The organism is Streptomyces sp. MnatMP-M17 (assembly GCF_900091995.1).
Classification (GTDB): domain Bacteria; phylum Actinomycetota; class Actinomycetes; order Streptomycetales; family Streptomycetaceae; genus Streptomyces.
The window spans coordinates 1-25961 of record NZ_FMDK01000037.1 but is presented as its reverse complement, the minus strand read 5'-3'; the positions used below and the strand labels follow the sequence as shown (position 1 = coordinate 25961).

Below are 25961 nucleotides of genomic sequence, written 5' to 3'. Positions count from 1 at the left end.
CGGGCGCTCCCTCACCCAGCCTGATCCAAACGAAAGACCCTAGCCGCACGACGGGCACAGCCCCCGGTACGTGACCTCGACCTCGGACACCGTAAAGCCGAACCGTTCCTCCGCCGGAAGGTCGGTCAGCGGGTTCCCGGTCGGGTGGACATCGCGGATCGTGCCGCAGTCGGAGCACACCAAGTGCTGGTGCGGGTGGTGCGCGTTGGGGTCGTAGCGCTTGGCGCGGCCCTCGGTGGAGACCTCCAGGACCTCGCCGAGAGAGACCAGTTCGCCCAGGGTGTTGTAGACGGTCGCCCGGGAGATCTCGGGCAGCCGCTGGGCGGCGAGGGCGTGCACCTCGTCGGCCGTGAGATGTACATGGTCGCCGTCGAGGACCTGTGCGACGACACGCCGCTGGGCGGTCATCCGCCAGCCACGCCCCCGCAGTCGCTCCAGCAGGTCACTCATATCGGTTCACCTATCAGATTTGTGGGATATCCGAAGTTTATCAGCGGACGTCCGGATTATGATTACATATACATTTGGTGCACTTCTTGACTTGGACTCCGTCCATCGTAAGATCGGTTCCGGCGATAGCCAAGGGACGGGAAGACTCCAGTACGGCAGGAGACACAGACGTGCACGTCGCGTGTGACGCGTTCCACGCGCTCACCGCCGCAGGACTCGTACGCCGACGTGCCCCTCGAACTGGGCCGGGCTGCCGACCAGTTCGATGCGGGCGGACAACCACCACCGTGTCCGTACACCGGTCCTGCGGTGTCCTCGCCGACGTCGACCGCGCGGCCGGCGAGGTGCCTGCCGACCGCATCCGGCGGCCACGACTCCTCTGCCGACGAAGCCGAGGCCGTCCACCGGGGCCCGTGCCCCGGCCGTTCCACCGCCCGCTGTTGCCGAGCACCGTGATCCGCCTGGTCCGGAAGGATTCCCATGTCTGAGAACCAAGATGCAATCGTCGTAGACGCGAAGACGGAGAGCGGAGGTGGCTGCCCGGTCGCGCACGGGCGCGCCCCGCACCCGACCCAGGGCGGCGGAAACCGCGAGTGGTGGCCGGAACGGCTCAACCTGAAGATCCTCGCCAAGAACCCGGCCGTGGCCAACCCGCTCGGCGAGGAGTTCGACTACGCCGAGGCGTTCGCGACCCTCGACCTCCCGGCCGTGAAGCAGGACATCGCGGAGGTGCTGACGACCTCGCAGGACTGGTGGCCGGCCGACTTCGGCCACTACGGCCCGTTCATCATCCGGATGGCGTGGCACAGCGCGGGCACCTACCGGATCAGCGACGGCCGCGGCGGCGCCGGAGCCGGCCAGCAGCGTTTCGCACCTCTCAACAGCTGGCCGGACAACGGGAACCTCGACAAGGCCCGCCGTCTGCTGTGGCCGGTCAAGAAGAAGTACGGCCAGAGCCTCTCGTGGGCCGACCTCATGATTCTCGCCGGCAACGTCGCCCTGGAGTCGATGGGCTTCGAGACCTTCGGCTTCGCCGGCGGTCGTGCGGATGTCTGGGAGCCCGAGGAGGACGTCTACTGGGGTCCCGAGTCCACCTGGCTCGGCGACGAGCGCTACACCGGTGACCGGGAGCTGGAGAACCCTCTCGGCGCGGTGCAGATGGGCCTCATCTACGTCAACCCGGAGGGCCCCAACGGCACTCCGGACCCGCTCGCCGCGGCCCGCGACATACGGGAGACGTTCCGCCGGATGGCGATGAACGACGAGGAGACGGTCGCGCTCATCGCGGGCGGCCACACCTTCGGCAAGACGCACGGCGCGGGCCCGGCGGACAACGTCGGCCCCGACCCGGAGGCCGCCTCGATCGAGGAGCAGGGCTTCGGCTGGAAGAACAGCTTCGGTACGGGCAAGGGCGCGGACACCATCACCTCCGGCCTTGAGGTGACGTGGACCAGCACGCCCACCGAGTGGGGCAACGGCTTCTTCAACAACCTCTTCGGCTACGAGTGGGAGCTGACCAAGAGCCCGGCCGGCGCCAACCAGTGGAAGCCGAAGGACGGTGCCGGTGAGGGCACCGTCCCGCACGCGCACGACGCCTCGAAGAAGATCGCGCCGTCCATGCTCACCACCGACCTGGCGCTGCGCTTCGACCCGGTGTACGAGCCGATCGCCCGCCGGTTCCACGAGAACCCGGCGGAGTTCGCGGACGCGTTCGCGCGAGCCTGGTACAAGCTGACCCACCGCGACATGGGCCCGAAGTCGCTGCTGCTGGGCCCCGAGGTGCCGGCGGAGACCCTGCTGTGGCAGGACCCGCTGCCCGAGGCCGACTACGAGACGATCGGCGCCGCGGACATCACCGCCCTCAAGGCGAAGATCCTCGAATCCGGTCTGAGCGTCGCCCAGTTGGTCACCACCGCGTGGGCGTCGGCCTCGACGTTCCGCGGCAGCGACAAGCGCGGCGGCGCCAACGGTGCCCGTATCCGCCTGGAGCCGCAGCGCGGCTGGGAGGTCAACAACCCCAGCGAGCTGGCGACCGTGCTGAGCAGCCTTGAGGGCATCCAGCAGGAGTTCAACTCCGGCGCGAGCGCCGCTAAGGTCTCGCTGGCCGACCTGATCGTGCTCGGCGGCGCCGCCGCGGTCGAGAAGGCCGCCAAGGACGCGGGTTGCGACGTCGAGGTGCCCTTCACCGCGGGCCGCGTCGACGCCACGGACGAGCACACCGACGCGGAGTCGTTCGCCGCGCTCGAACCGTCCTCCGACGGCTTCCGCAACTACACCGGCAAGGGCAACCGGCTCCCGGCCGAGTATCTGCTGATCGACCGGGCGAACCTGCTGACCCTGAGCGCGCCCGAACTGACCGTCCTGGTCGGCGGCCTGCGCGTACTGGGTGCGAACTACGACGGGTCGAAGCTGGGCGTCCTCACCGAGACCCCGGGCACGCTGACCAACGACTTCTTCGTCAACCTGCTCGACCTGGGCACGACGTGGAAGGCGACGTCCGAGGACGCGAACACGTTCGAGGGCCGCGACGCCGCCACCGGCGAGGCCAAGTGGACGGCCACCCGCGCCGACCTCGTCTTCGGCTCGAACTCCGAGCTGCGCGCGCTCGCGGAGGTCTACGCGAGCGATGACGCGAAGGAGAAGTTCGTGAGCGACTTCGTCGCGGCGTGGAACAAGGTCGCGAACCTCGACCGGTTCGACCTCGTCTGATCACAGAACGCCGAGGCCGGCTGTTCATCACGTCCAGGCCGGCCCGCACGGGAACGTGCGGGCCGGCGTCCGTCCTCTTCCCCTACGCCTCGGCGAGCAGGGGGTCATAGGGGCTTGAGCGCTGACGGCCCGACATGAAGGACAGGAAGTCCTTCACGAACGCGCTGCGGGAGTACCTTTCTTCGGCGCCGGCGTCGGCCAAGGTGCGCCGGAATCCGGTCCGGAACAGGGTCCGGTACTCGTCCGCGTCGATGAACTGGTTGCCGTCCGTGTCGGTGACCTCGAAGAGAACCTCGGCGACCCTGATCAGAGCGGGCCCGGCGAGGGCGGGGACAGCGGCGGCGTACTCCTCCTTGCTGATGCGGCCGTCGCCATCGATGTCAAGGGCCGCCTGGAGTTCCCGCCACCACTCGGCGTACGCGTTGTAGAGCCTGGTCTCCTCCGGTTCGTCCAGATCCAGGCGGGAGGACAACTCCCGTGCCATGGCGGCCAGATCGGGCCAGTCCAGATAGCCGTCGCCGGTCTGGTCCAGCACCGCGTCGAAGAACTCCTCGGCGCTCCGCTGCGGCGGCCCGCTTCCCTCGGCGGGACCAGGCTGCGCGGGAAAGGGTGTGACCAGCCTGAACAGGGCTCCGGCTCGCTTCATCCGGTCGCGCAGTGCCGTGATCGTCGCGGCTCGCGGGTCGTCGCTGTCGGGGGACAGATAGAGCAGGCTGGTGACGTCTTCTGTCCGGATCCAGTTGTCGGGCAGGAAGCGCGCCAGGCCGGCGGCCATGTAGGCACTGTGCATCAGCGTCTGAGCGCCCGGGACTTCGGGCAGACCCGCCCGCCGGCGAAACGGTTCCGGGAGGGACGCCACGGTGATCGTGCCGAGGACCGGGCCGGCGAGCGCGCGGCCCGCCGCCCACACGGTGGGGAGGCCGTCCAGCAGAGGCGGCGCCGGGAGATGGTCGAAAAGCTTGTAGAGGATGATGCGCAGGGCCTGCGTGTTCTCCAGCTCCGTCTCAACCGTGTGGTCGTAGTACTGCCAGAACTCCCGCAGAGTGGGCGGCAGATGGCCGGCTTGATCGCCCAGGGCCGCGAGATAGGCCCGGAATTCGGCGTAAAGCTGTTCCATGGTGGCCTGGTCGAGCGGCTGCCCGCTCAGTCGGCACATGGTGACGGAACTCTCGAACAGTGTCGCGACCACCCAGGCGCGGACCCGTGGGTCCATCGCGTCGTAGGCCCGGTTCTGCGCGTCCGTACCGCTCAGCCGTGCGTGCAGACGGTTGAGCCGCGCCGCCTCCCTTCGCCGCGTGTCGTCGTCGGCGCCGAACATGCGCTGCAAGCTCACGAGGGTGTTGCGCAGCCGTCGCCACGGGTGCGCCACGAACGTCGAGTTGTCGATCAGGGCCGCGCCGATCTGCGGGTGGGCGGCTTCCAGGACCGTGGCCCTGAGTACGGCCAGTGCCCAGCGCGGATCGTTGAAGAACTGGTGGAACTGGGAGTCGGGGCCGAACAGGGATCCGGCCTGTGTTGCGTGGGTCGACCGTGCGTGGTCACCGTTGTGATCGGTGGCGTCGGAACGGGCGTGCTGGAAGCGGCTGCCGCCTGTATCGGTCACTGGTGAGGTTCTCCGTTCGCCTTCGGCGTCACACCGCCGAAGCGGCGGTTGCGTTGCTGGTACGTGTGCAGGCACTCCAGGAAGTGCGGCGCGCGGAAGTCGGGCCAGAGCACCGGTGGGAAGATCCACTCGGCGTAGGCCACCTGCCAGAGCATGAAGTTGGAGATGCGCTGTTCGCCGGAGGTCCGGATGACGAGATCCACATCAGGCGTGTCGGGAAAGGGCAGATGAGCGGCGAAGTGCCGCTCGTCGACGGCATCGGCCGACACTCCGCTGCGGATGAGGGACCGTGCCGCCTCGACGATGTCCCTGCGTCCGCCGTGATCGAACGCCACGGTCAGCGTCATGCCTCGGTTCATACTGGTCAGCGTCATCAGGTCGGCGAAGTCGCGGGCCAGCGCCGCGGGGATCCTCGGATCCGCCACGCCGAGGAACCGGCAGCGGATGCCGCGCGCATGCAGCAGCGCGGCGTGTTTGCGTACGACGCGGCGCACCAGTCGCATCAGGAAGTCGACCTCATTGCCAGGGCGTTGCCAGTTCTCGGTGGAGAACGCGTACAGGCTCAGCCACTCCACTCCCGCCGTGCGCGCCGCCTCGATGACGTCGATCACCGTTGCCTCCGCCGCCCGGTGACCCGACGTACGCGGTAACGACCGCTGCGCCGCCCACCGGCCGTTCCCGTCCATCACGCACGCGACATGACGCGGCACACTCCTCCGCCCGCCCTCGGCGCCCGGCCGCCGCGCATACGTAGGGGCCGACGCCGAGGCGGAAACGCCGATGGCTCGTTCAACCGTCACATGTGCTCCCCCTGTGCTCCCTCGACTGCCACCACACAGTCCCCCGCCGCAAGCGCCACCCAGATCGCCCTTCAGCAGAGTGCCGGTACCTCCCCCCGGGCGCACCACAATCTCCGCGCATTCACCCGCAGCACAACCGTCCGATTTCGCGACCTCGCAGCGGAGGCATGGACGACGCCCCCGGGAGCGACCGGCGCATCGGCGGACCAGTCCCTCGCGCTGTCGGCGGTCGCCGGACAGCGGTCAGTGGCTGTGGGTGGTGTTGCTCTGGTAGTCGGTGTAGGTGTACGGGTTGTCGAGGATCTTTGTCTGGGGTATGTCGGGATTCATTCCCTGCTGCCAGGCGTCCCGGCCGAGCGTTTCCTGGAGGTGTTCGACGGTCCGGTCGACGGTGCGGCGGATCGACGGGAGGTCGGCGTCGATGAGGCGGCCGTTCCTCTTTACGATGCGGCCGTTCACCAGCACGGTGTGCACATCGCCGCGCTGTGCCTGGAAGGCGACATGGCCGTGTGGGTTGAGCAGCGGGAACGACACCGGTGACGCGTCGTTCTTGATCAGTACGAGGTCGGCCTTCTTGCCCACTTCGACGCTTCCGAGGTCGCTCTCGCGGCCCAGCGCCCGTGCTCCGCCGCGCGTGGCCCACTCCACGACCTGGTCGGCCCGTAGCGCGGCATGCGTGACGGTCTCGCCACGGGCGTGCGCCTCCAGGTGCTCGCGCGAGCGGTCGGCGCCCAGCGTGGTGCGCATGGCGGAGAACAGATCGCCGCTCCACCAGACCGAGGTGTCCATGGACAGCGAGACCGGGATGCCATGGGTACGCAGCGCCCAGGTGGGCGGATAGCCCTGGCCCGCGCTCTGCTCGCTCTCGGTGGACACGGACACGGATCCGCCGGTCGCGGCGATCCGGTGGTACGAGTCGGCCGACAGCGACGCGCCGTGTACGTAGACGGTTTCGGGAGTCATGAACCCGTGCTCGTGCATCAGCCGGATGCCGTCGTCGCCGGTCGCGCCCCAGACGCCGGCGTGCGTCGTCACCGCCACGCCGAGTTCGCGGGCGACCTCGAAGGCGGGCTTCTCCGGGAAGGCGGGATCGCCGGTGACATCGAAGGCGATCTGGAAGCCGAGCATGTCGTCGCCCGTGACACGGCGGGAGACGAAGTCGCGGAACTCCGGTGTGCCGGTCCACGTGGCGGGCGCGTCCTGGATGTTGCCGTACGCCAGCACGAGCCGGCCCGGCACGGCCTCCAGGGCGTCGACGGCCGCGTCGGCGTGTTGCGGTGTCCGCAGCCCGTGCGACCAGTCGACGGTGGTGGTGACACCGGCGTCGAGCGCCTCCCAGGCACCGAGCAGATTGCCCGCGTACACATCCTCCGGGCGGAAGACCTTGCCCCATTCGAGGTAGTACCAGACGAAGTACTGCGTCAGCGTCCAGTCGGCTCCGTAACCGCGCATGGCCGTCTGCCACAGATGCCGGTGGGTGTCGATCATTCCCGGCATGACGATGCCGTCGCTCGCGTCGATCTCGACCGTGCCGTCCGGGACGGTCAGCCCGGGACCGACGGCGGCTATCCGGTCGCCGACGACCAGGACGTCGTGTCCGGCGAGGACCTGCCGGGTGGCGTCGACCGTCAGGACGGTGCCGCCCCGCAGGACGACCGGACGGCCCTCGGTTTCGTCGGGGGCTTCATCGGGGCTCCCGGTGCCGTAAGGGCTCCCACTGTCGTCGGTGGTGGGCCGGCTCATCGCCTCACGCTCCTTCCGCGCATTGCGCGTACACTCGTCCGCTCTACGGACATCTGCTCATTCCGGTCACCATCGCGCAGCCCATCTTCGGTGTCAATGCACCTGCCGGACCCGCTGTGCGGCGGTTCGCGGCCGATGCCGTCCGCCTCGCGGACAGCGGCGGCTACCCTTCAAGTGAGTCAGCCAAGTGAGTCAGCCCATGCGGGTCGCGAGGAGGTCGTGTCATGCCACGTGCGGGAACCGGTCCCGACTTCATCGAGGCGCTGGCGCGCGGACTGGAGGTCATCACGGCGTTCGGGCCGAACCGTCCGGCGATGACGCTCGCCGAGGTCGCCGCGGCCACCTCGCTCGCCCGCCCCACCGCCCGGCGGATCCTGCTGACCCTGGAGGAGCTGGGTTACGTACGTACGGTCGAGCGCGGCTACTCCCTGACGCCGCGCGTGCTCGAACTCGGCGTGGCGTACGTGCAGTCCATGGGCCTGTGGGAGGTCGCCCGGCCGCATCTGGAGCGGCTGGTGGCGCGTACGAACGAGTCCTGCTCGATCGCGCAGCTCGACGGCCCGGACATCGTCTATGTGGCGCGGGTGTCCGTGCCGAAGATCGTGTCGCTGGCCGTGCAGATCGGCACCCGGTTCCCGGCGCTGGCGACCTCGCTGGGAAAGGTGCAGCTCGCGGCCCTGCCGCCCGGCGAACTGGACGCGGTGCTGGCCCAGCCGACCCGTTCCGGGCTGGTGGCCCGCTGGCAGCCCGACCGCGCCGAACGCGACGCCGAGCTACGGGACGTACGGGCGCGCGGCTGGGCGCTCACCGACGAGCAGCTCACCTTGGGCATCCGGTCGGTGGCGGCGCCGCTGCGGGACGGATCTGGCCGGGTGATCGCCGGGATCAATGTCAACTGCCATGCCGCCGAGACGACGGTGGAGTATCTGCTCGACCACCATCTGCCGCTGCTGCTCCAGGCGGCGGGCGACATCAGCGCCGACTTCGCCCGCGTACAGGACGTACCGCATGTCAGCGCGCCGGCCGGCGTCGAGTCGGCGCCGGCCGTCTCTCCTATCATTCCCGCCGCTCCTGCCCCTGCCCTTGACCGTCGGCCGTCCCTGGCGGCAGACTCGAAGAGCGGACACTAGTCCGCTGTACGAACAGGCGAGGCCCGAACAGGTGAGGTGAGGCGGATGGCGGACGACGCCACGGCGAGGACGGATCCTGCGTCCGGCCTGCCGGATCCGCTCCCGTCGAGCCTGCCGGGTCCGCTCGGCCCGTCGAGCCGGCCAGGGCCCCTGTCCGGTGTGCTGGTCGCGGACTTCTCCCGGGTCCTCGCCGGCCCGTACGCCACGATGCTGCTCGCCGACATGGGCGCCGAGGTCGTCAAGGTCGAAGGCCCTCAGGGCGACGAGACCCGCGCCTGGATGCCTCCTGTGCGCGACGAGGTCTCCACGTACTACCTCGGAGTCAACCGGGGAAAGCGCTCGATCGCCCTCGATCTGCACGACGACGCCGACGCCGCGGTCGCGCGCGAGCTCGCCCGCCGCGCGGACGTGGTCATCGAGAACTTCAAGCCCGGCGGCCTCGCCAAGTACGGCCTCGACTACGACACCGTGAGCGCCGCCAACCCGGGCGCCGTCTACGCGTCGATCAGCGGATTCGGCACCGGCGCGGGCAAGCACGTCCCCGGCTACGACCTGATGGTGCAGGCCATTTCCGGGCTGATGAGCCTGACCGGCGATCCGGACGGGCCGCCCTACCGGGCCGGTATCTCGGTGTTCGACGTCATGGCCGGCAACCACGCCGTGATCGGCATCCTCGCCGCGCTGCGCCACCGCGACGCGACCGGTCAGGGCCAGCACGTCGAGGTCAATCTGCTCTCCTCGGCCCTTACCGGGCTGGTCAACCACAGCTCCGCGTACGCCGCCGGTGGCGTGGTGCCGTACCGGATGGGCAACGCCCACCCCAGCGTCTTCCCGTACGAGCCGCTGCCCACCGCCGACAACGATCTGATCGTCGCGGCGGCGAACGACGGGCAGTTCCGCAGGCTGTGCGATGTCCTCGAACTCCCGCACCTCCCTGACGACCCGCGCTTCGCGCACAACGCCGACCGCACCAGGAACCGGGAGGAACTGCGTCCACTGCTGGAGGAGCGGCTGGCCACCCGTGGCGCGGTGGAGTGGTTCGAGGCCCTGACCGCGGTCGGTGTGCCGTGCGGGCCCATCAACACCATCGACGGCGGCTTCGCCATGGCCGAACGCTTCGGGCTCGAACCGGTGGTGGAGGTCGGCGAAGGCGAGCGGGCGGTGCCGACCACACGTAATCCCATCCGCTTCTCCGCCACGCCCGTCGGCTATCTGCGGCCTCCGCCCGAACTCGACGAGCACGGTGTCGAGTTGCGCAAGTGGCTGACCACGCCTCAGGAGGCGGACCGGCAGGCAGACCGGCAGGCGGGCCAGGAGGCGGACAATGACTGACCATCCTGATCCCGAACCCGACGCTCAGAGCCGGCCCGTGTACGAGACGGCCCTCGGCGCGTCCTCGCTGGAGACGATCACGCTCCTCGGCCATGACCTGGCCGAGGACATCATGGGCACGGTCGGCTTCGGCGAGCTGGCGTTCTGGCTGGCCGCGCAGCGCCGTCCGACCAAGGGCGAGACCCGGGTGTTCGAGGCCGTCCTGGCGGCGCTGGCCGACCACGGCTTCACGCCGACCGCCATCGTCACGCGGCTGACGTATCTGTCCGCGCCCGACTCGGTCCAGGGCGCGCTCGCGGCCGGTCTGCTCGGCGGCGGCTCGCGGTTCCTGGGCGTCACCGAGGACTGCGGCCGGTTCCTGGACGACGTACTGAAGTCGGTCGAGGGCCCGCTGCCGGACGACGACGCCGGCTGGGACGCGCTGGCCCTGACGACCGTAACGGCGCGGCGAGCGGCGCGCGCCTTCATTCCCGGCCTCGGACACCACGTACACAAGCAGGGCGACCCGCGCACGCCGAGGCTGCTGCGGATCGCCGCCGAGGAGAACCTCCACGGTCCGCATCTGTCCCTGTTCGCCGCCATCGGCCGTGTACACCCGCAGGTCCTCGGCAAGACTCTGCCGCTCAACGGCGCCGGTGTCTGCGGCGCCGCCTTGGCCGACCTCGGCCTGCCGCTGGAACTGCTGCGCGGCTTCGCGCTGCTCGCCCGTACCGCCGGGCTGATCGGCCAGCTCGCCGAGGAGCTGCGGCGTCCCGTAGGCAACGACATCTTCCTGTCGGTGGACCTCAACAACCGGTCCGTCGCGCCGGATCCGTACACCTCCCGGAAAACCCCGCCGACAGAACCACCGACAGAACCACCGACAGAAAAGGAGGGCTGAGATGGCCGAGCTGGTCGCGGTGATCGCGTCCACCCACCATCCCTTCTACTACCGCGCCAGCACCTCCACCGGAGCGGACCGGCCGGTGTTCGCCGACGAGTGGGTACGGAAGATCGAGGCGTTCCGCGAAACCCTCACGCGGGCCCGGCCCGACGTACTGGTGATGGTCGGCTCCGACCACTTCCACCAGCTCTGGCTGGACAACATGCCGCAGTTCCTGGTCGGCAAGGCCCCGTTCTACGACGCGAACTTCTACAACGAGGAACGCGAGTTCGGGCTGCCGAAGATGCTGCTCAAGGGACATGAGGACCTCTCGGCGCATGTGCTGCGCGAGGGCCTGGACGCCGGATTCGACCTGGCGTTCTCCAACGAGCTGCGGATCGACCACTCGATCACGTGCCCGATCATCACACTGCGTCCCGAGGCCGATCTGCCGATCGTGCCGATCTACACCAATATCTTCGCGCCGCCACTGCCTCAGCCGAAGCGGTTCGTACAGCTCGGCCGCACCATCCGGCAGGTGATCGAGGCCTGGCCGTCGGACCAGCGCGTCGCGGTGATCGGGACCGGGCATCTGTCGCTGGAGCTGGGCGGTCCGCGGCAGTTCGGACCGAGCGGTCCTGATCCGCAGTTCGACCGGAAGGCCGTCGGCTGGATCGCGGGCGGTGACATCGAGGAGTGCCTCGGCGAGGTCAGTCTCGACAGCCTGCATCTGCCCGGCAACGCCACCCATGGATTCATGGACTTCATGCTGATGATGGGCGTCGCGGGCGAGGGCCGGAAGGCGGACTACGTGGACACGCTCGACCTGTTCCACACCATGGAGGCGTACTTCACCTGGTACCCGAACGGAGAACCAGCGAACGGAGAACCGGCGTGAGCAAGTACCTGCTGAACAAGTTCCTCTACACCGTCGACCGCGACCCGGACCTCGTCGAGCGCTACCGCGACGATCCGGCGGCCACCGTCGCCGAGTGGGAGGCCGAATACGCCAACCGCCTCCTCAACTGCGTCGACGGTGAGGCCACCACATGGCTGGCCTTCGACAACACCGAACGGACCGCGCTCGCCACCCACGACTACCCCAAACTCTTCGAACTCGGCGCCCACCCGTTCCTCACGCTGACCCTGTTCATCGGCCTGTTCGAACGCGACCACCCCGAACCACTCGGCTTCCAACTCGAATACGCCCAACGCCTGTCCCACGTGCAGATGCCGTACCCGGACATCGCGACCTGACCTGCCCCGGCCTGACCCCCCTCTCTGGATACAGGTTCCCGGTCTGTTGCCTGCCGCGCGTCAGGCCCACGCCGAGCAGTACCACCGTCATGCCCGCGATCACGCGGATCCCGAGCTGTTCGCCGAGGACGAGCGCGCCCAGCACCACCGAGACCACCGGCAGCAGATAGCCGACGGTGGCTGCGGCCGTGGGGCCCTCGTCCGCGATCAGGCGGGAGTTGAGGTGGAATGTGATGCCCGTACCGAAGATGCCCAGTACGACGATGGCGATCCATGCCGTGAGCGTGGGAGCGCCCGCGTCCGCGTTCGAGGCGGTGCCGACCGCGGGAAGGACCGGTACGGTCAGGCCCGTCGCCATGAGGAGCTGGGCCGCCGAGAGCGCGAGCGGCGCGGTCCCGCGGCCGATGAGATGGCGGGCCATATAGGCGAAGGCCACGGCGTAACTGACCGCCGCCGCTACGAGGGCCAGCGCGCCTTCGCCCGTCAGACCGGCCTGGTGCCAGGGCGCGAAGATGAGCAGGATGCCGGCGAAGCCGAGCAGCAGGCCGGTCAGATGGAGCGGGCGGAAGCCGCGTTCCGTGCCGAGCGCGATACCGATCACCAAGGACCACAAGGGAGTTGTGGCGTTGAGGACGCCGGCCACGCCCGAGTCGACGGTCTGTTCGCCGACGCTGAACAGAAAGAACGGCAGGGCGTTGCAGAAGAAGGCGGCCACCACGAGATGGCCCCATGTCCTGCGGTCGCGCGGCAGGGACTGACGGGCGGAGCGCGCCAGGACCAGCAGCACGAGCGCTCCCAGCGCGCAGCGGATGACGGTGATGTGGAGAGGCGCCAGACCGCCCTCCAGCGCGAGTTTGATCCAGAGGAAGCCGGATCCCCACAGCAGGGCGAGGACGGCCATGCGTATCAGGGTGCCGCGTGAGCCGCTGAGCACGGTCCGCCTCCTGGCGTGTGGTCCGCGTACGAGTAGACAGGCGTTCTGTTCTGGTCGTACTCGTACGGTCCCTCGGCATCTGCCGTAAGACAAGCGAAAGGATTCGAAGGAAGAGTTAAGCTCTTCTACATGCTGGACAGACGACGTATGCAGTTGCTGCGGGCGGTGGTCACCAGTGGATCGCTCACCGCGGCGGCGCGGAATCTCGGCTACACACCCTCCGCGATCAGCCAGCAGATGGCCGTACTGGAGAAGGAGGCCGGGATCGCGCTGCTGGAGCGGACCGGCCGTGGCGTACGGCCGACCGAGGCCGGACGGATGCTCGCCGATTACGCGGCCGTCATCGACCGGCACTTCACCGAGGCGGAGGCCGAACTGGCCGAGCTGCGGGCCGGGCGTACGGGCCGGGTGGCGGTCCGCTACTTCGCCACGGCGGGCGCGACACTGGTGGCACCGGCCGTGGCGGCGCTCCGCCGTGAACAGCCGGGCATACAGGTCGAGTTGAAGCTGAGCGACCTCAAGGATCCACTGCCGGAGGTACGGAGCCGACTGGCCGACCTCGCCCTCGTGGTCCGGCCGCAGGACCAACTCGCCGCCGACGGCGTCCGGTTCGTCCACCTGCTTGACGACCGGTACTCCGCCGTACTGCCCGAGGGCCATCCGCTCGCCGCCAAGCGGGAGTTGGATCTGACCGACCTCGCCGACGAGCCATGGGTCGGCAGCGACCAGCCCGGCCCCTGTCTGGAGCCCGTACTCGACGCCTGCGGCTCGGCCGGTTTCAGCCCCAACTTCGTGGTGGAGAGTGGTGATTACGACACCGCACAGGGATTCGTCGCCGCCGGGCTCGGTGTCGGCCTGATCCCGGAGATGGGCCTCGGCAACCGCCATCCCGCCGTCGTCGTGCGCCCGGTCCGCAACCCCGAGCCCATCCGCACGATCTACGCGGCGGTACGCGCCCCGTCCCCCGCCCAGCCTGCCGCCGTACGCAAATTGCTGGACGCCCTGACAGCTCAGGCAGCCCAAGCCGCCGAGGCTTTCACTCTTTCTGGTGAATGGGCATGAGGTCGCGGACGTACGGGCCGGCGGCTCGCATAGTGAGAAACGCGGCCTCTCTCTGGCCATAGCCTGATGAAAGGTGAGGGACCATGCGTACGGAAGCACTCGACCGGGTCAAGCTCGTTTTCACTCTGTTCGATGTCAATGGCAATGGACACCTTGAGGGCGATGATTTCGACCTCATGGCGACGCGCATTCTCCCGGCGGTTCCCGAGGCCGACGATGTGGCGAAAAGCGCGATGGTGGCCGCGTTTCGGACGTACTGGACGACCTTGGTCAGGGAGCTGGACTCCGACCATGACGGCAAGGTCAGCTTCGACGAGTACACCGCCTGCGTCCTTTCTCCGGAGCGCTTTGACGAGGCGATCGACGAGTTCGCCGAATCGCTCGCCAGGCTGGGCGATCTGGACAAGGACGGATTCATCCGGCGGCCCGTCTTTGTCGCGCTGATGACGGCCATCGGATTCCGGCTCCCCAATATCCATGTCCTCTTCGACGCGTTCGGGCCGACGGATTCGGACCGGATCGCACGGGAAACCTGGGTCACCGGTATCAAGGAGTATTACCGTCCCGATTTGGCTGGTATCCCGGGCGACCATCTGGTCGGGAATCCGGCGGCCTGAACGTCAGCAGGAACTCAGGGCGTCTTGTGGCCGGCGCGCTCGCTGTTCTCAGACCGCCCTGCGCCGGCCCCACGCCGTAAGGACGGCCAGGGACAGATCGTGAAAGGAAGACGACGCCAGTTCGCGGTACGCGGCGTCGAAATCGGTGTCGGCCGCGAGTCCGGCGGCCACGATCGCCTGTCGTGACTGCTCCAGATTCAGCCGCCACCACTCCGCCTCGTCATCACCGCCGTTGACGAGTTGGATCCGGGCGTCGAGTCCGATGTCGACAAGGCCCGCGCTCTCCAGCGGCACCGGCAGTGTGCGGGCCCAGCCGGTGTCCGAGCCCACCGAGCGTTCGAGGTGGGTGCGGAAGGCACGCATGATGGTGCGATAGGCCGGATGCGGCGAGTCCAGCACCGGGAAGGACGCCGGTTCCTCCACCAGCAGGACACCGCCCGGCCTCAGCCATTCGGCGAGCCGGGCGACCGCCTTGTCGGGATCGGGCAGATGCAGCACCACATACCGGGCGTGGATGAGGTCGAAGGATCCCGGCGGGAAGTCCTCCGTGTACAGGTCATGACACAGCACCCGCACACCGTGATCCGTCAGGTCTTCGAGGAACGTGGTGTCCAGATCCGTCACCGTCACCTGTGCGCCCTGCTCCGCCAGCCACCGCGCCACCGACCCTCCGCCACCGCCGACTTCGAGGACCTCGTCCCCGGGCTTCAGCCCGAGCGCCGTGATACGCGAGCGCGTCCGCCCGTCCAGCAGGGACTCCAGCAGCCCGAGCCGCCGCCGCTCACTGCTGATCCCGTGGCTGAACATCCCGTCCCGGTAGCGCTCCTGCGTCCACTCCCAGCGCTCTCCCGATCTCGGCCCCGACTCCGACCCCGACGTCTCTTCCACGGGAGGGACATATGCGTCCACGATGCGCTCTCCTCTGTACAGGGGCCGAGGCCGATCGCACCGACGGTGGCAGTTCCCGGGCGCCGAACGCGTACATTTCCCGTGCGATTGGCTCGATAGAGCGAATCAGTGGCCACGGACGCCGTCTTGCCACGCCTGACACCTCGCGCCTCGCGCCTCGCGCCTGGGCGTGTACAACCATCCGCGCGCACCGGCCGTCAACCTTCACACGGCTGATTCGTACGCGCGCTTCCTCGGAGGACACCATGAGATCTGCGTCAACGGCCCGCGCGCTGAAGGTGGCGGCGGCCGGCGCGGTCGCCGTCGTGGGACTCGGCTGGGGACCGACGGCATCGCCCGCCGCGGCAGAACCAACGCCTAGGCCGTCCGGAACGCCACGGCCAAGGTGGCGTTCGTCAAGGGCGATCACCGTTGGGGCACACTCCCGTTCGACAGGAACCGGGAGAACAACACGGCCACCGTCGTCGTCAACACGACAGGCAGCGGCACCGGCACAGGCGGTACGGCCACGGGCGGCACGAGCACGGGCGGCACCAACGCCCAAGGCACAAGCACCCAAGGCACCGACGCCCAGGACGACAGCGCCCTGGCCGACACCGGGAGCGGCATCATCCCGCTCATCGGCGGCGCAGCAGCGGCCCTCGTGATGTCCGGCGGATTCCTCCTCGCCTCGCGACAACCGCCTCGCCGACAGCCCCGACAAGCGCCCCGACGACACCCCGACCGCCCGTCCTCGTAACAACGCCCGTCGAACGGCACCCGTCGAACGACACCCGTCAGTCGAAGCCCTGCGCCACCAAGCGCACCTCGGAGCGGAGGGCGGGCGCGCTCAGCGGCTCACGAAGGGCACCTGTGCGCTGTCGGGCCGGGCATCCGCCGTGCCAGGGTGCTGCCACAGGCCCTGCTCCGTCAGCAGCGGGAGGACTCCCTCACCGAACCAGTACGCCTCCTCGACATGAGGATGGCCCGACATGATGAACTCGTCGATACCGAGCCGGTGGTACTCGGCGATCCGCTCAGCCACCTCGCCATGGCTGCCGACCAGTGCGGTGCCCGCGCCGCCGCGTACCAGGCCGATGCCCGCCCACAGATTCGGCGAGACCTCCAGATTCGCGGTGCTGCCGCCGTGCAGTTCGAGCATCCGGCGCTGGCCCTCGGACTCGCTCCGCGCCAGGCCCGCCTGTACGGCCCGTACCGCGTCCTCGGAGAAGCCGTCCAGCAGCCGCCGCGCCTCGGCCCATGCCTGGTCCGAGGTGTCGCGGGTGATCACATGCAGCCGGATGCCGAAGCGTACGGACCGTCCCTCGCGGGCCGCCAGCTCGCGGATCCAGGCGATCTTCCCGGCGACCTGCGCGGGCGGCTCGCCCCAGGTCAGATAAACATCGCTGTGCCGGGCCGCGACCTCGCCGGCCGCCGGCGACGAGCCGCCGAAGTAGATCGGCGGCACCGGGTCCGGCACCCTGGCCAGCTGGGCGTCCTCGATCTGGATGTGCTTGCCGTCCAGCGTCACCGACTCGCCGCGCCACAGGGCTCCGACGACCGCCAGGAACTCTCCCGTACGCGCGTAACGGGCGTCCTTGTCGAGGAAGTCGCCGTACGCGCGCTGCTCATGGCTCTCGCCTCCGGTGACCACATTGAGCAGCAGCCGCCCGGGAGCATGCCGCTGGAAGGTCGCCGCCATCTGCGCGGCGAGCGTCGGCGAGAGAATGCCGGGCCTGAACGCGACCAGGAACTTCAGCCGCTCGGTCTCCCGGGCCAGCATGGCGGTGGTGAGCCAGGCGTCCTCGCACCAGGCGCCGGTGGGCGTGAGCGCGCCCGCGAATCCCAACTGCTCGGCCGCCCTGGCGATCTGGGTGAGATAGCCGAGCGTGGCGGGCCGCTGTCCGCCGGCCGCGCCGGCCGGGAGACCGTGACCGCCGCCCACGACATGGCGGCTGTCGCCGTAGGTGGGCAGGAACCAGTGGAAGGTGAGGTTCACGAGCGTCTCCGATGGGTGGGATGACCAGTGGGGATGACCTGATGAGGGAGGAGGGGAAAGGAGAAGGCGAGAGGAGGCGAAGGGAAGAGAGGAGCCGGGCGCACCGGCGACGCGGTCAGAGCAGACCGTGGCGCGGCGGCCTCGTGCCGCTCAGTACGTAACGGCCGATGTGCTGCACCTTCCAGCGGACCGGATCGTGCAGCGTGTGCGTACGCGCGTCGCGCCAGTGCCGGTTCAGATTGAGGCTGTCCAGGGCCGCGCGTGTGCCCGCCACCTCGAACAGCGCACTGCTCGTCCCGACCGCCGCCTCGGCCGCCTGGACCTTCGCCGCGGCGACCGCGATCGACGCCTCCGCCGCACTGTCGTCGGTGAGATCGGCAGAAGCCGCGTCCACCGCGTCCGCGGCGGCGTTGAGCAGCGCCTCCGCCGCCCTTACCTGAAGGGCGAGTTCACCGAACCGCTGGATCAGCAGCGGATCCTCAGCGGCCGTCTCGTAACCGCTCTCGAACCACGGACGGCTCTTCGTACGGACGAACGCGACGGCCTCCGCCAGCGCCGCCGACGCGATGCCCGCGTCGATCGCCGCGTGCAGGAGCTGCGCCACGGCGCCGTGCAACTGCGGTCCCTGGAAGGTGAGATGGTGCGGTACGACACGGTCGGCCGGGACCACCACGTCCACCAGCTTCACCGTCCCGCTGGCGGTGGTGCGCTGGCCCATGCCGTCCCAGTCGTCCAGGACGGTCACGCCCGGAGCGTCGCGCGGTACGTACGCGACATGCAGCGCGTCGTCCTCGGCCCGCGCCAGGACCGGGATCCAGTCGGCGAACAGCGCGCCGGTGGAGTAGTGCTTCTCACCGCTGAGCAGATACGAACGGTACGAACTCCCCGAGCCGGCTTTCTCGCCTCCCTCGTCCCCTACCGGCGTCAGACGCGTACGGATGTCCTGGACGTGCTTCGTGCCCGTCTCCGACTGCGCGTTGCCGAACCGGCGCCCGGCCAGCACCTCACCGAAGAAGAACTCCCGCTGCGCCGGGCTGCCCTGGCGCCGCAGCACATTGATGTACACGAAGTGGCTCTGCGGTATCTGCGCCAGACTCGCGTCACCGGTGGCCAGCAGACGGAAGATCTCGGCGAGCGTGCGCGCGGAGACATCCGCGCCGCCATGGTCGCGAGGCACAGTGACACCGAGCAGACCGCTGGCGCGGAGCCGGTCGAGCTCGGCGCGCGGCAGTCTGCGCTCCCTGTCCCGCTCGGCGGCCTCCGCCCGGAACTCGTCGGCCAGTTCGCGGGCCAGGACGAGCGCCTCCGCGTCGTCGGCCACCGTACGGACGGGAGCGCGGCCTGCGGAGGAGTCATTACGGGCGGGTGCGGCGGTCACGGTACGGCCTCCAAGGAGGTACGGGTAGGTGCGGGACGGGCAGGGAGGATCCATCGTGGAATCGGCCGTGTACGGGCACATGGCGATTCCGGGAAATCGGGAAATCAGCAAGAGGGGAGACCGGGAAGATCGGAAAGACCCGGAAGAACAGCTCGCCGAGGCGGAGCGAATCCGTCAGGTGAATCTCCTGAATCTCCGGCATTCGGATTCGCCGCACAAAGCAGACGCAGGCATTACGCGAGCAGTCGCAAGCAGTCCGCACAGGCGGCGCTCGACCACCGCCGACCTGGGAGTACCCTCAGCGGCCCGGTCGACAGAGAGCGCTGGAAACGCGTACGAGATCGACGTGCCGTCGCCGGGTGAGATCTTGCTGCCCTGGCCTCAAGACGTCACCTCTTCCGGTCTTCCGGACGTTCCGAACGGTCGTCGCCGTACCGGCGGCTCTTTCGCCGCAACCTTACCGGCGGCCTCCTCCAGGCGTCCATCAGGCATCTTCGAGCCGGTGATAGGGTTTCCCTACCATCGAGTACAGAACGAGTACCGAACGAATTCAGCGGGATCTCCGTGCGAATCGAGCAACTCGAATACGTAGCCGCCGTCACCCGCCTCGGCTCGCTCCGCAGAGCCGCCGAATCACTGCATCTGTCCCAGCCGGCCCTCAGCGAGACGATCCGCAATCTGGAGCGCGAACTGGGCGTGGACATCCTGGACCGCAGAAGGTCCGGCGCCAAGATCAGCGACGAGGGCCGCGAGCTGCTTCCGCACATCATCGGAGTCCTCGACGCCGTCGACAAACTGCGCCGTGCCGCCGACGACCAGCATCACACCAGCCGGATGATCAGGCTCGGTACGGTCAACGCCGCGACCGTACCGCTGCTCGTACCGACCATCCGCGAATTCCGGGCCTCCCACCCGGAGACCCAGGTCGAGGTCGTCGCGGCGCAGCAGGAGCGGATCCAGCGCGAGCTGATGGAGGGCGGACTCGATCTCGGACTCGTCAACTATCTCCAGGGCGACGACCGGCCACCGGGCTTCGACTCCACCGAGCTGCTGCGCGGCCGTCCCGTCGTCTGCGTACGCGCGGACAGCCCGCTCACCGCACTGCCCGCGGTCGGCGTGGACGATCTGCTCGGCGAGTCGCTGATCATCATGCGTTCCGGCTATGTCATGCACCGGTTCGTCCACCGCATCCTCGAAGGCCGCAATCCCGCCTTCTCGTACTCCACCGACGGAGCGGAGATGGGCAAGCTGATGGTGGCCGAGGGCCTCGGCGCCACGGTCCTGCCCGACTTCAGTGTGATCGGCGATCCGCTGGAGCGGTGCGGCGCGATCACCTACCGGCCGCTGGCCGGCGACAAGACCGAGGTGCTCCTGCTGCTGCAACGCCCTTCGGCGAATTCCGTGCCCAGGGCCACACAGGACCTGTATCAGACCTTCGTACGGAGCGCCGACGCGTACCGCGCCGCACATGCCCCGACCGAGCCGAGCTGAGCCGCGAAAAAAATCTCCGCGCGATGTCGAGAACGTGTCACCGGCTCCGACGTCTCCTGTGAGAGTTGCCCACGACGGGCGACGACGCGAAGCGCGAAGAACGAAGAACGCGAAGAAGGAGCGACGTCATGAAGTATCTGGTGATGGTGCAGGGCTCGCAGGCCGACTACGAGGCGATGGCCGGCAAGGCGTCCGCGCACAGCCCGGCCTGGAGCGAGCAGGACCTCCGGGCGATGTACGCCTTCATGGGCGAGCTCAACAACGATCTGGCCGAGACCGGTGAGCTGGTGGACGGCAACGGACTGGCGGAGCCCGCGCGGACACGCCATGTGAGCCTGGACGGCGACGGCCGCCCGGTGATCACGGACGGTCCGTACGGCGAGACCAAGGAGCTGCTCGCCGGATACTGGGTGCTGGACTGCGAGAGCCTGGAACGGGTCACCGAGATCGCCGTGCGCGTCGCGCGGTGCCCCGAGCCCGCGGGCACCCCCGCCTACCCCGTGGTCATCCGTCCCATCCCCGACATCGGCGGAGGCGATGTGTGAGACATACGAACGAGACCGAGGACCTGCTGCGCCTCCACGCGCCGCAGGTCCTCGGGGCCCTGGTACGGCGGTACGGGCATTTCGGCGCCGCCGAGGATTCCGTACAGGAGGCGCTCCTCGCCGCCGCCGCGCAGTGGCCTGAACAGGGCGTGCCCGCCAATCCCCGCGGCTGGCTGATCAAGGTGGCCTCCCGCCGTCTCATGGACCAGTTGCGCGCGGACGCGGCACGGCGCGGGCGGGAGGAGACGGCCGCCGCGCTGCTGCCACGGGACGCCTTCGTGGTGGCGCCGCCCGGCGAGAGCCGTGCGCCGTCCGAGGACGACACGCTCTCTCTGCTTTTCCTCTGCTGTCACCCGGCGCTGACACCGGCGGCGCAGATCGCGCTCACTCTGCGGGCGGTCGGCGGTCTGACCACGGCCGAGATCGCCCGCGCGCATCTGGTGCCCGAGGCGACGATGGCGCAGAGGATCAGCAGGGCCAAACAGAAGGTAAAAGGAGTTCCCTTCGGACAGCCGGGACCCGAGGACCGCGATCTGCGGCTGGCCGTCGTTCTCCAGGTGCTCTATCTGATCTTCAACGAGGGATATACGGCGACCTCCGGCAGCGATCTGCACCGCGCCGATCTCGCGCGCGAGGCGATCCGGCTGACTCGTGCCGTACGCCGGCTGCTGCCCAAGGAGGGCGCGGTGACCGGGCTGCTGGCGCTGATGCTGCTCACCAACGCCCGCAGCGCGGCGCGTACGGGCCCGCACGGCGAGCTGATCCCGCTCGACGAGCAGGACCGCACCCGCTGGGACCGGCACACGATCGCCGAGGGCACCGCTCTGGTGGAGGAGGCCCTGGCGCAGGGCCCGGCCGGTCCGTACCAGGTGCAGGCGGCGATCGCGGCGCTGCACGGCGAGGCGGCGCGCGCCGAGGACACCGACTGGCCGCAGATCCTCGCGCTGTACGACGTCCTCGTACACCGCGCGCCCGAGCCGATGGCCGAACTGGGCAGGGCCGTCGCCGTCGCCATGGTGCGCGGTCCCCGGGCGGGTCTCGCCGAAGCGGCGGAGCTGGAGGGCCGGTTGGCGGGCCACCACCGGCTCGACGCGGTCCGGGCGCATCTGCTGGAGAAGGCGGGAGACACCGAAGGCGCGCGAGCCGCCTACCAGTTGGCGGCCCAGCGCACGCTCAGCGCGCCGGAGGCGCAGTATCTCAGGACGCGTGCCGCGCGGCTGCCGCACTGAAGTCCGCTGAAGTCCACACATTGGAGACCACATGGGACAGGGACAAGGACTTGGGCAGGGACAGGGACCTGGGCAGGGACAGGGACGGCTCGAAGGCAGGACCGCCCTCGTGACCGGCGGTTCGGCCGGTATCGGTCTCGCCGTCGCCGGCCGGTTCGCCGCCGAGGGCGCGACGGTGTACGTCACCGGCCGCCGCAAGCCCGGACTGGACGCGGCCGTGGCGGAGATCAACGGCCGGGCGGGCGGCGAGCGGGCCATCGGCGTACCGGGCGATGTCTCGGACCTGGACGGTCTCGACCGGCTCTACGCCATGATCCAGGAGCGCAGTGGCCGGCTGGATGTCCTGGTCGCCAACGCGGGCGGCGGTGAGTTCGCCAAGCTCGGCGAGATCACCGAGGAACACTACGACCGGACCTTCGGCGTCAATGTCAAGGGACTCGTCTTCACCGCGCAGAAGGCGCTGCCGCTGTTACCCGACGGCGCCTCCGTGATTCTGCTCTCCTCCACCAATGGCTCGCGCGGTGTCGAGGCGATGGGCGTCTACAGCGCCACCAAGGCCGCGATCCGCAGTCTGGCCCGTACCTGGGCGGCCGAACTGGCCGGACGAGGCATACGGGTGAACGCGATCAGTCCCGGTCCCGTCGACACACCGGGCATAGAAGGGCTGGCCGGGCCCGCCGGCCGCAGTCCTCGGCTCCAGCGTCGGCTGAAGGACAGTTTCGCGGCCGGGATACCGCTGGGCAGGATGGGCCGGCCGGAGGAGGTCGCCGCCATGGCCCTCTTCCTCGCCTCCGACGAGAGTTCCTTCACCACCGGAGCGGAACTGTTCGTGGACGGCGGCCTTGCTCAGACCTGACGCCGACCTGACACCGCTGCCCCCGGCACCACCCGGCCCCGGCACCGCTCAGATCTGCTCCCGAGTGCCGTCCAGACGGCGGCGCAGACCGTACGGATTCTCGTCGGAGAGGGCGGCGGGCAGCAGATCGGCGGGTACGTCCTGGTAGCAGACGGGCCGCAGGAAGCGCCGGATCGCCAGCGTGCCCACGGATGTGGAGCGGCCGTCCGAGGTGGCCGGGAACGGGCCGCCGTGGACCATGGCGTGCCCGACCTCGACACCGGTCGGCCAGCCGTCGAAGACGATCCGTCCGGCCTTGGTCTCCAGGATCGGCAGCAGCGCGCGTGCGGTCTCCTCGTCACCCGTGCGCGACTCGCCGGTACGCGGCTCTCCCGCACGCGCTTCACCCGTACGCGGCTCTCCCGCACGCGGCTCTCCCGCGCCGTGGTGCACCGTGGCCGTGAGCTGACCTCGCAACGCCCGTGCGACCTCGACGAGTTGGCCGGGATCACGGCAGACCACCACCGTCGCGGCGGCGCCGAACACCTCGTCATGCAGTCCCGGCCGCGCGAGGAACACCTCGGCCGGAGCGGTGAACAGCCGGGCCACACAGGTGTTGGCGCCCTCGCCGGGCCGGCCGGCGGCCCTCTCCCGTACGCCCTCGACCGCCGCGAGCGCCGCCACCGCGCGCTCGTACGCGTCATGGACACCACGGCTGAGCATCGTCTCGCCGGTGTACGCGGACACCTCCTCGGCCGCGGCCGTCAGGAACTCCGTCAGCTCCGGCCCTTCGACGGCCACCAGCAGTCCCGGTTTCGTACGGAGCTGTCCGGCGCCCGTCGTCAGCGAGGCGGCGAAGCCCCGGGCGAGCGCGGCGGCCCGGTCGCGCAGCGCGGAAGGAAGCAGAAAGACCGGATTGACGCTGCCCATCTCGGCGTACACCGGGATCGGTACGGCCCGGGCGGCGGCCGTACGCAGCAGCGCCAGACCGCTCGCCCGCGAGCCGGTGAAGCCGACCGCGCGGATACGGGGATCGGCGACCAGCGCGCGGCCGATCTCGACGGCGGAGCCGAAGAGCAGCGAGAAGACGCCCGCGGGCAGCTCGCTCTCGCGTACCGCGGCGGCCACCGCCGAGCCGACCAGTTCCGAGGTGCCCAGATCGGCGCTGTGCGCCTTGACCACCACGGGACAGCCCGCGGCGAGCGCCGCCGCCGTGTCACCGCCCGCCACCGAGAAGGCGAGCGGAAAGTTGCTCGCGCCGAACACCGCCACCGGCCCGAGCCCTACCTGACGCGCCCTCAGATCGGGCCGTGGACGTGGTGTGCGGTACGGCAGCGCCCGGTCGATCCGCGCCTCCACCCAGCCGCCGTCCCGTACCTCCGCCGCCAGGAGCCGCAACTGATCGGTCGTACGGTCCCGTTCGGCGCGGATACGGCCGGACGGCAGGCCGCTCTCCGTCACGGCCCGCACGATCAGCTCCTCGCCGAGCGCCTCCACCCGGTCCGCGACCCGCTCCAGAAAGGTCGCGCGCCGCTCCGGCGAGGTCGCCCGGTAGCCCGGAGCGGCCTGTTCCGCCAGCTCACAGGCGCGGGCGACATCCTCGGGGGCCGCGGAGCCGTAACCGGGTCCGAGCACCGTGTCCGTACGGGGATCGACCGAGGCGATGACCGGCTCCCGGCCGGTGCGCCGCTCGGCGCCGAGGAACATCGCTCCTGTGAGAGGCATGGCTCGCTTCCTTCATGGACTTCACCGGGCTTGCTCCGGGCTTTCCCTGCGCTTGCTCCGGGCCTTCCTGCGCTTGCTCCGGGCTTCCTCTGCCTCGCGCGCGGGCGGTCGTCAGCGGGCAGGCGGGTGTCCGTCGCCCTTCGCTTCCGTCCCGCCGCCCTTTCCCGGTATCCCGCCTCTCTCGCCTCCCGTCCCTCGCCCTCCCTTCTCCGTACTGCCTCCCTCCGGCCGCCATCGCGCCACCTTCTCCCCCGGCACGAGCCGCTCCACCACCTCGGCCAGCGCGTCACATGCCTGCTCGATCCTCAGCCGGATGTTCCGCTGCTCGGTGATGATCGCCGCCAGCAGCAGCGAGGTCAGCGCCGCGGACCCGTTGAGCGCCTGAAGGCTGATCATCCGCTCGATCAGGTTGTGATGGGCGAATCCGCCGGCACGGTCGGTCACCTCCGAGATCGCCAGTACGGAGACGAACAGCACATACGGCGCGCTCCCGGGCAGCTCGAAGCGGAGAGCTGCCCAGATCAGCACGGGGAAGACAAGGAACAGCAGAGTCAGCGAACTCATGGTGGCCAGCGGTGTGATCACGGCGGCGGTGATCACCAGGGCCGTCACCTCGGGCCAGCGGTGCGTCGGTACGGGCAGCCGGAACCTGCGCAGCACGAGCAGGAAGGGAGTGACCACCAGCACGCCCATGGCATCGCCCGCCCACCACGCCGACCAGATGGGCCAGAAGCCTCCCGGCGCCAGTCTGCCGGCGAGGACCATCGCTCCCGCGCCCGCCGTCGCACTGATCAGCATCCCCGCGAAGGCGCCCAGGAACACCAGGGCCACTCCGTCCCGCAGCCGGTCCAGCTCCGGCCGGAACCCGACACGCCGCAGCAGCAGAAAGGCGCAGACCGGCGCGAGCGTGTTGCCCGCCAGGATCGCGACATCGGCGGGCAGGAACGGGCCGACCGTCACGACGCTGAAGAGCGTGCCCAGAGTGATTCCCGGCCAGACGCCGAGGCCGAACAGGAGCAGCGCCGTCAGGGCGATACCGGTGGACGGCCAGAGCGGAGTGACGATCGCGCCCTCGATCCGTACCTGCTTCAGCAGACCGAGCTGCCCGCCCGCGTAGTAGGCGACGGCGACGCCAAGGATCCGAAGAGCGGCCAGGGACAGTCGTCGGATTTCCTCACTGCGCACCACACCAGCCATCAGACAATGCCTCCCGCCCGGGTCGGCCGTGACACGCACTGCCGGCCCGGCACATCACCCGGTCCTGTGCGCCGCGCCGCCGCCGTCGGGCACCGGCCCGCCAGGTGCGCCGGACGCACCGGACGGCCCGGGTGCACCGGACGGCCCGGGTGCACCGGACGGCCCGGGTGCACCG

At 69.6% G+C, this 25961-nt stretch carries 24 protein-coding genes; 13 read left to right on the top strand and 11 right to left on the bottom strand.

Features of this window, described 5'->3' with window-relative positions:
• Nucleotides 1-39 precede the first annotated feature (39 nt).
• On the bottom strand, nt 40-450 hold the full coding sequence (locus GA0115259_RS02240) for a Fur family transcriptional regulator (protein ID WP_093590009.1): 411 nt from the start codon (nt 448-450) through the stop codon (nt 40-42).
• A 480-nt stretch (nt 451-930) separates the two neighbouring features.
• Here GA0115259_RS02240 and katG point away from each other — a divergent pair, with 480 nt between their 5' ends.
• The gene (katG, locus tag GA0115259_RS02235) at nt 931-3159 is read left to right on the top strand and encodes a catalase/peroxidase HPI (RefSeq protein ID WP_093590006.1); all 2229 of its coding nucleotides are present in this window, start codon (nt 931-933) and stop codon (nt 3157-3159) included.
• 82 nt (nt 3160-3241) lie between these two features.
• Here the strand turns inward: katG and GA0115259_RS02230 are convergent, their stop codons facing one another.
• The 3 genes from GA0115259_RS02230 to GA0115259_RS02220 all read right to left on the bottom strand — a co-directional run bounded on the left by GA0115259_RS02230 (nt 3242) and on the right by GA0115259_RS02220 (nt 7305).
• Nucleotides 3242-4660 carry an oxygenase MpaB family protein gene (locus GA0115259_RS02230; RefSeq protein ID WP_093590018.1) on the bottom strand — a complete coding sequence of 473 codons (1419 nt, stop codon included), beginning with the start codon at nt 4658-4660 and terminating at the stop codon, nt 3242-3244.
• Nucleotides 4661-4758: 98 nt separating this feature from the next.
• Complete coding sequence (gene uppS / locus GA0115259_RS02225; protein ID WP_256097879.1) at nt 4759-5472, bottom strand: polyprenyl diphosphate synthase; 714 nt, start codon at nt 5470-5472, stop codon at nt 4759-4761.
• A gap of 333 nt (nt 5473-5805) precedes the next feature.
• Entirely contained in the window at nt 5806-7305 is a 1500-nt protein-coding gene (locus GA0115259_RS02220) for an amidohydrolase family protein (protein WP_093590000.1), read from the bottom strand.
• Nucleotides 7306-7529: 224 nt separating this feature from the next.
• Here GA0115259_RS02220 and GA0115259_RS02215 point away from each other — a divergent pair, with 224 nt between their 5' ends.
• The 5 genes from GA0115259_RS02215 to GA0115259_RS02195 are packed head-to-tail and all read left to right on the top strand — an operon-like array spanning nt 7530 to nt 11886.
• The gene (locus tag GA0115259_RS02215) at nt 7530-8435 is read left to right on the top strand and encodes an IclR family transcriptional regulator domain-containing protein (RefSeq protein WP_093589997.1); all 906 of its coding nucleotides are present in this window, start codon (nt 7530-7532) and stop codon (nt 8433-8435) included.
• Between the two features lie 45 nt (nt 8436-8480).
• Nucleotides 8481-9767, top strand: a complete 1287-nt coding sequence (locus GA0115259_RS02210; RefSeq protein ID WP_093589994.1) for a CaiB/BaiF CoA transferase family protein — start codon at nt 8481-8483, stop codon at nt 9765-9767.
• Nucleotides 9760-10647, top strand: coding sequence for a citryl-CoA lyase (locus tag GA0115259_RS02205; protein ID WP_093589991.1), 888 nt, complete (start codon nt 9760-9762; stop codon nt 10645-10647). The genes GA0115259_RS02210 and GA0115259_RS02205 overlap by 8 nt, the downstream gene beginning before the upstream one ends.
• A gap of 1 nt (nt 10648) precedes the next feature.
• Nucleotides 10649-11527, top strand: a complete 879-nt coding sequence (locus tag GA0115259_RS02200) for a DODA-type extradiol aromatic ring-opening family dioxygenase (protein ID WP_093589988.1) — start codon at nt 10649-10651, stop codon at nt 11525-11527.
• Entirely contained in the window at nt 11524-11886 is a 363-nt protein-coding gene (locus GA0115259_RS02195; RefSeq protein ID WP_093589985.1) for a hypothetical protein, read from the top strand. The genes GA0115259_RS02200 and GA0115259_RS02195 overlap by 4 nt, the downstream gene beginning before the upstream one ends.
• On the opposite strand, the gene GA0115259_RS02190 is transcribed toward GA0115259_RS02195, so the two are convergent.
• The gene (locus GA0115259_RS02190) at nt 11780-12787 is read right to left on the bottom strand and encodes a DMT family transporter (RefSeq protein ID WP_176732400.1); all 1008 of its coding nucleotides are present in this window, start codon (nt 12785-12787) and stop codon (nt 11780-11782) included. The genes GA0115259_RS02195 and GA0115259_RS02190 overlap by 107 nt on opposite strands.
• Nucleotides 12788-12949: 162 nt before the next feature.
• Here GA0115259_RS02190 and GA0115259_RS02185 point away from each other — a divergent pair, with 162 nt between their 5' ends.
• Entirely contained in the window at nt 12950-13882 is a 933-nt protein-coding gene (locus GA0115259_RS02185; protein WP_093589979.1) for a LysR family transcriptional regulator, read from the top strand.
• 83 nt (nt 13883-13965) lie between these two features.
• The gene (locus GA0115259_RS02180) at nt 13966-14499 is read left to right on the top strand and encodes an EF-hand domain-containing protein (RefSeq protein ID WP_093589976.1); all 534 of its coding nucleotides are present in this window, start codon (nt 13966-13968) and stop codon (nt 14497-14499) included.
• Nucleotides 14500-14547: 48 nt separating this feature from the next.
• On the opposite strand, the gene GA0115259_RS02175 is transcribed toward GA0115259_RS02180, so the two are convergent.
• Nucleotides 14548-15408 carry a class I SAM-dependent methyltransferase gene (locus tag GA0115259_RS02175; RefSeq protein WP_141716422.1) on the bottom strand — a complete coding sequence of 287 codons (861 nt, stop codon included), beginning with the start codon at nt 15406-15408 and terminating at the stop codon, nt 14548-14550.
• Between the two features lie 385 nt (nt 15409-15793).
• Between GA0115259_RS02175 and GA0115259_RS02170 the strand changes: the two genes are divergently transcribed.
• Complete coding sequence (locus GA0115259_RS02170; protein WP_093589970.1) at nt 15794-16147, top strand: hypothetical protein; 354 nt, start codon at nt 15794-15796, stop codon at nt 16145-16147.
• Nucleotides 16148-16237: 90 nt separating this feature from the next.
• Here the strand turns inward: GA0115259_RS02170 and GA0115259_RS02165 are convergent, their stop codons facing one another.
• From GA0115259_RS02165 to GA0115259_RS42655, 3 genes are all read right to left on the bottom strand, one after another.
• Complete coding sequence (locus tag GA0115259_RS02165; protein ID WP_093589967.1) at nt 16238-17386, bottom strand: LLM class flavin-dependent oxidoreductase; 1149 nt, start codon at nt 17384-17386, stop codon at nt 16238-16240.
• A 115-nt stretch (nt 17387-17501) separates the two neighbouring features.
• Nucleotides 17502-18764, bottom strand: a complete 1263-nt coding sequence (locus GA0115259_RS02160) for an SfnB family sulfur acquisition oxidoreductase (RefSeq protein ID WP_256097878.1) — start codon at nt 18762-18764, stop codon at nt 17502-17504.
• Nucleotides 18765-19062: 298 nt separating this feature from the next.
• The gene (locus GA0115259_RS42655; RefSeq protein ID WP_370747048.1) at nt 19063-19149 is read right to left on the bottom strand and encodes a putative leader peptide; all 87 of its coding nucleotides are present in this window, start codon (nt 19147-19149) and stop codon (nt 19063-19065) included.
• A gap of 179 nt (nt 19150-19328) precedes the next feature.
• On the opposite strand from GA0115259_RS42655, the gene GA0115259_RS02155 reads away from it, so the two are divergent.
• The 4 genes from GA0115259_RS02155 (at nt 19329) to GA0115259_RS02140 (ending at nt 22885) form a co-directional block, all read left to right on the top strand.
• Nucleotides 19329-20255: a LysR family transcriptional regulator gene (locus GA0115259_RS02155; protein ID WP_093589965.1), complete on the top strand. Its 927-nt coding sequence runs from the start codon at nt 19329-19331 to the stop codon at nt 20253-20255.
• 128 nt (nt 20256-20383) lie between these two features.
• A complete protein-coding gene (locus GA0115259_RS02150) occupies nt 20384-20800 on the top strand; it encodes a YciI family protein (RefSeq protein ID WP_093589963.1) in 417 nt (138 codons plus the stop codon).
• Nucleotides 20797-22029, top strand: coding sequence for an RNA polymerase sigma factor (locus GA0115259_RS02145; protein WP_093589961.1), 1233 nt, complete (start codon nt 20797-20799; stop codon nt 22027-22029). The genes GA0115259_RS02150 and GA0115259_RS02145 overlap by 4 nt, the downstream gene beginning before the upstream one ends.
• A gap of 31 nt (nt 22030-22060) precedes the next feature.
• Nucleotides 22061-22885, top strand: coding sequence for an SDR family NAD(P)-dependent oxidoreductase (locus tag GA0115259_RS02140; protein ID WP_093589958.1), 825 nt, complete (start codon nt 22061-22063; stop codon nt 22883-22885).
• Nucleotides 22886-22933: 48 nt separating this feature from the next.
• Here the strand turns inward: GA0115259_RS02140 and GA0115259_RS02135 are convergent, their stop codons facing one another.
• Both GA0115259_RS02135 and GA0115259_RS02130 read right to left on the bottom strand, forming a co-directional pair.
• Nucleotides 22934-24589, bottom strand: coding sequence for an aldehyde dehydrogenase (NADP(+)) (locus tag GA0115259_RS02135; RefSeq protein WP_093589955.1), 1656 nt, complete (start codon nt 24587-24589; stop codon nt 22934-22936).
• A 111-nt stretch (nt 24590-24700) separates the two neighbouring features.
• Nucleotides 24701-25777, bottom strand: coding sequence for an MASE1 domain-containing protein (locus GA0115259_RS02130; RefSeq protein WP_093590012.1), 1077 nt, complete (start codon nt 25775-25777; stop codon nt 24701-24703).
• Nucleotides 25778-25961: the final 184 nt, after the last annotated feature.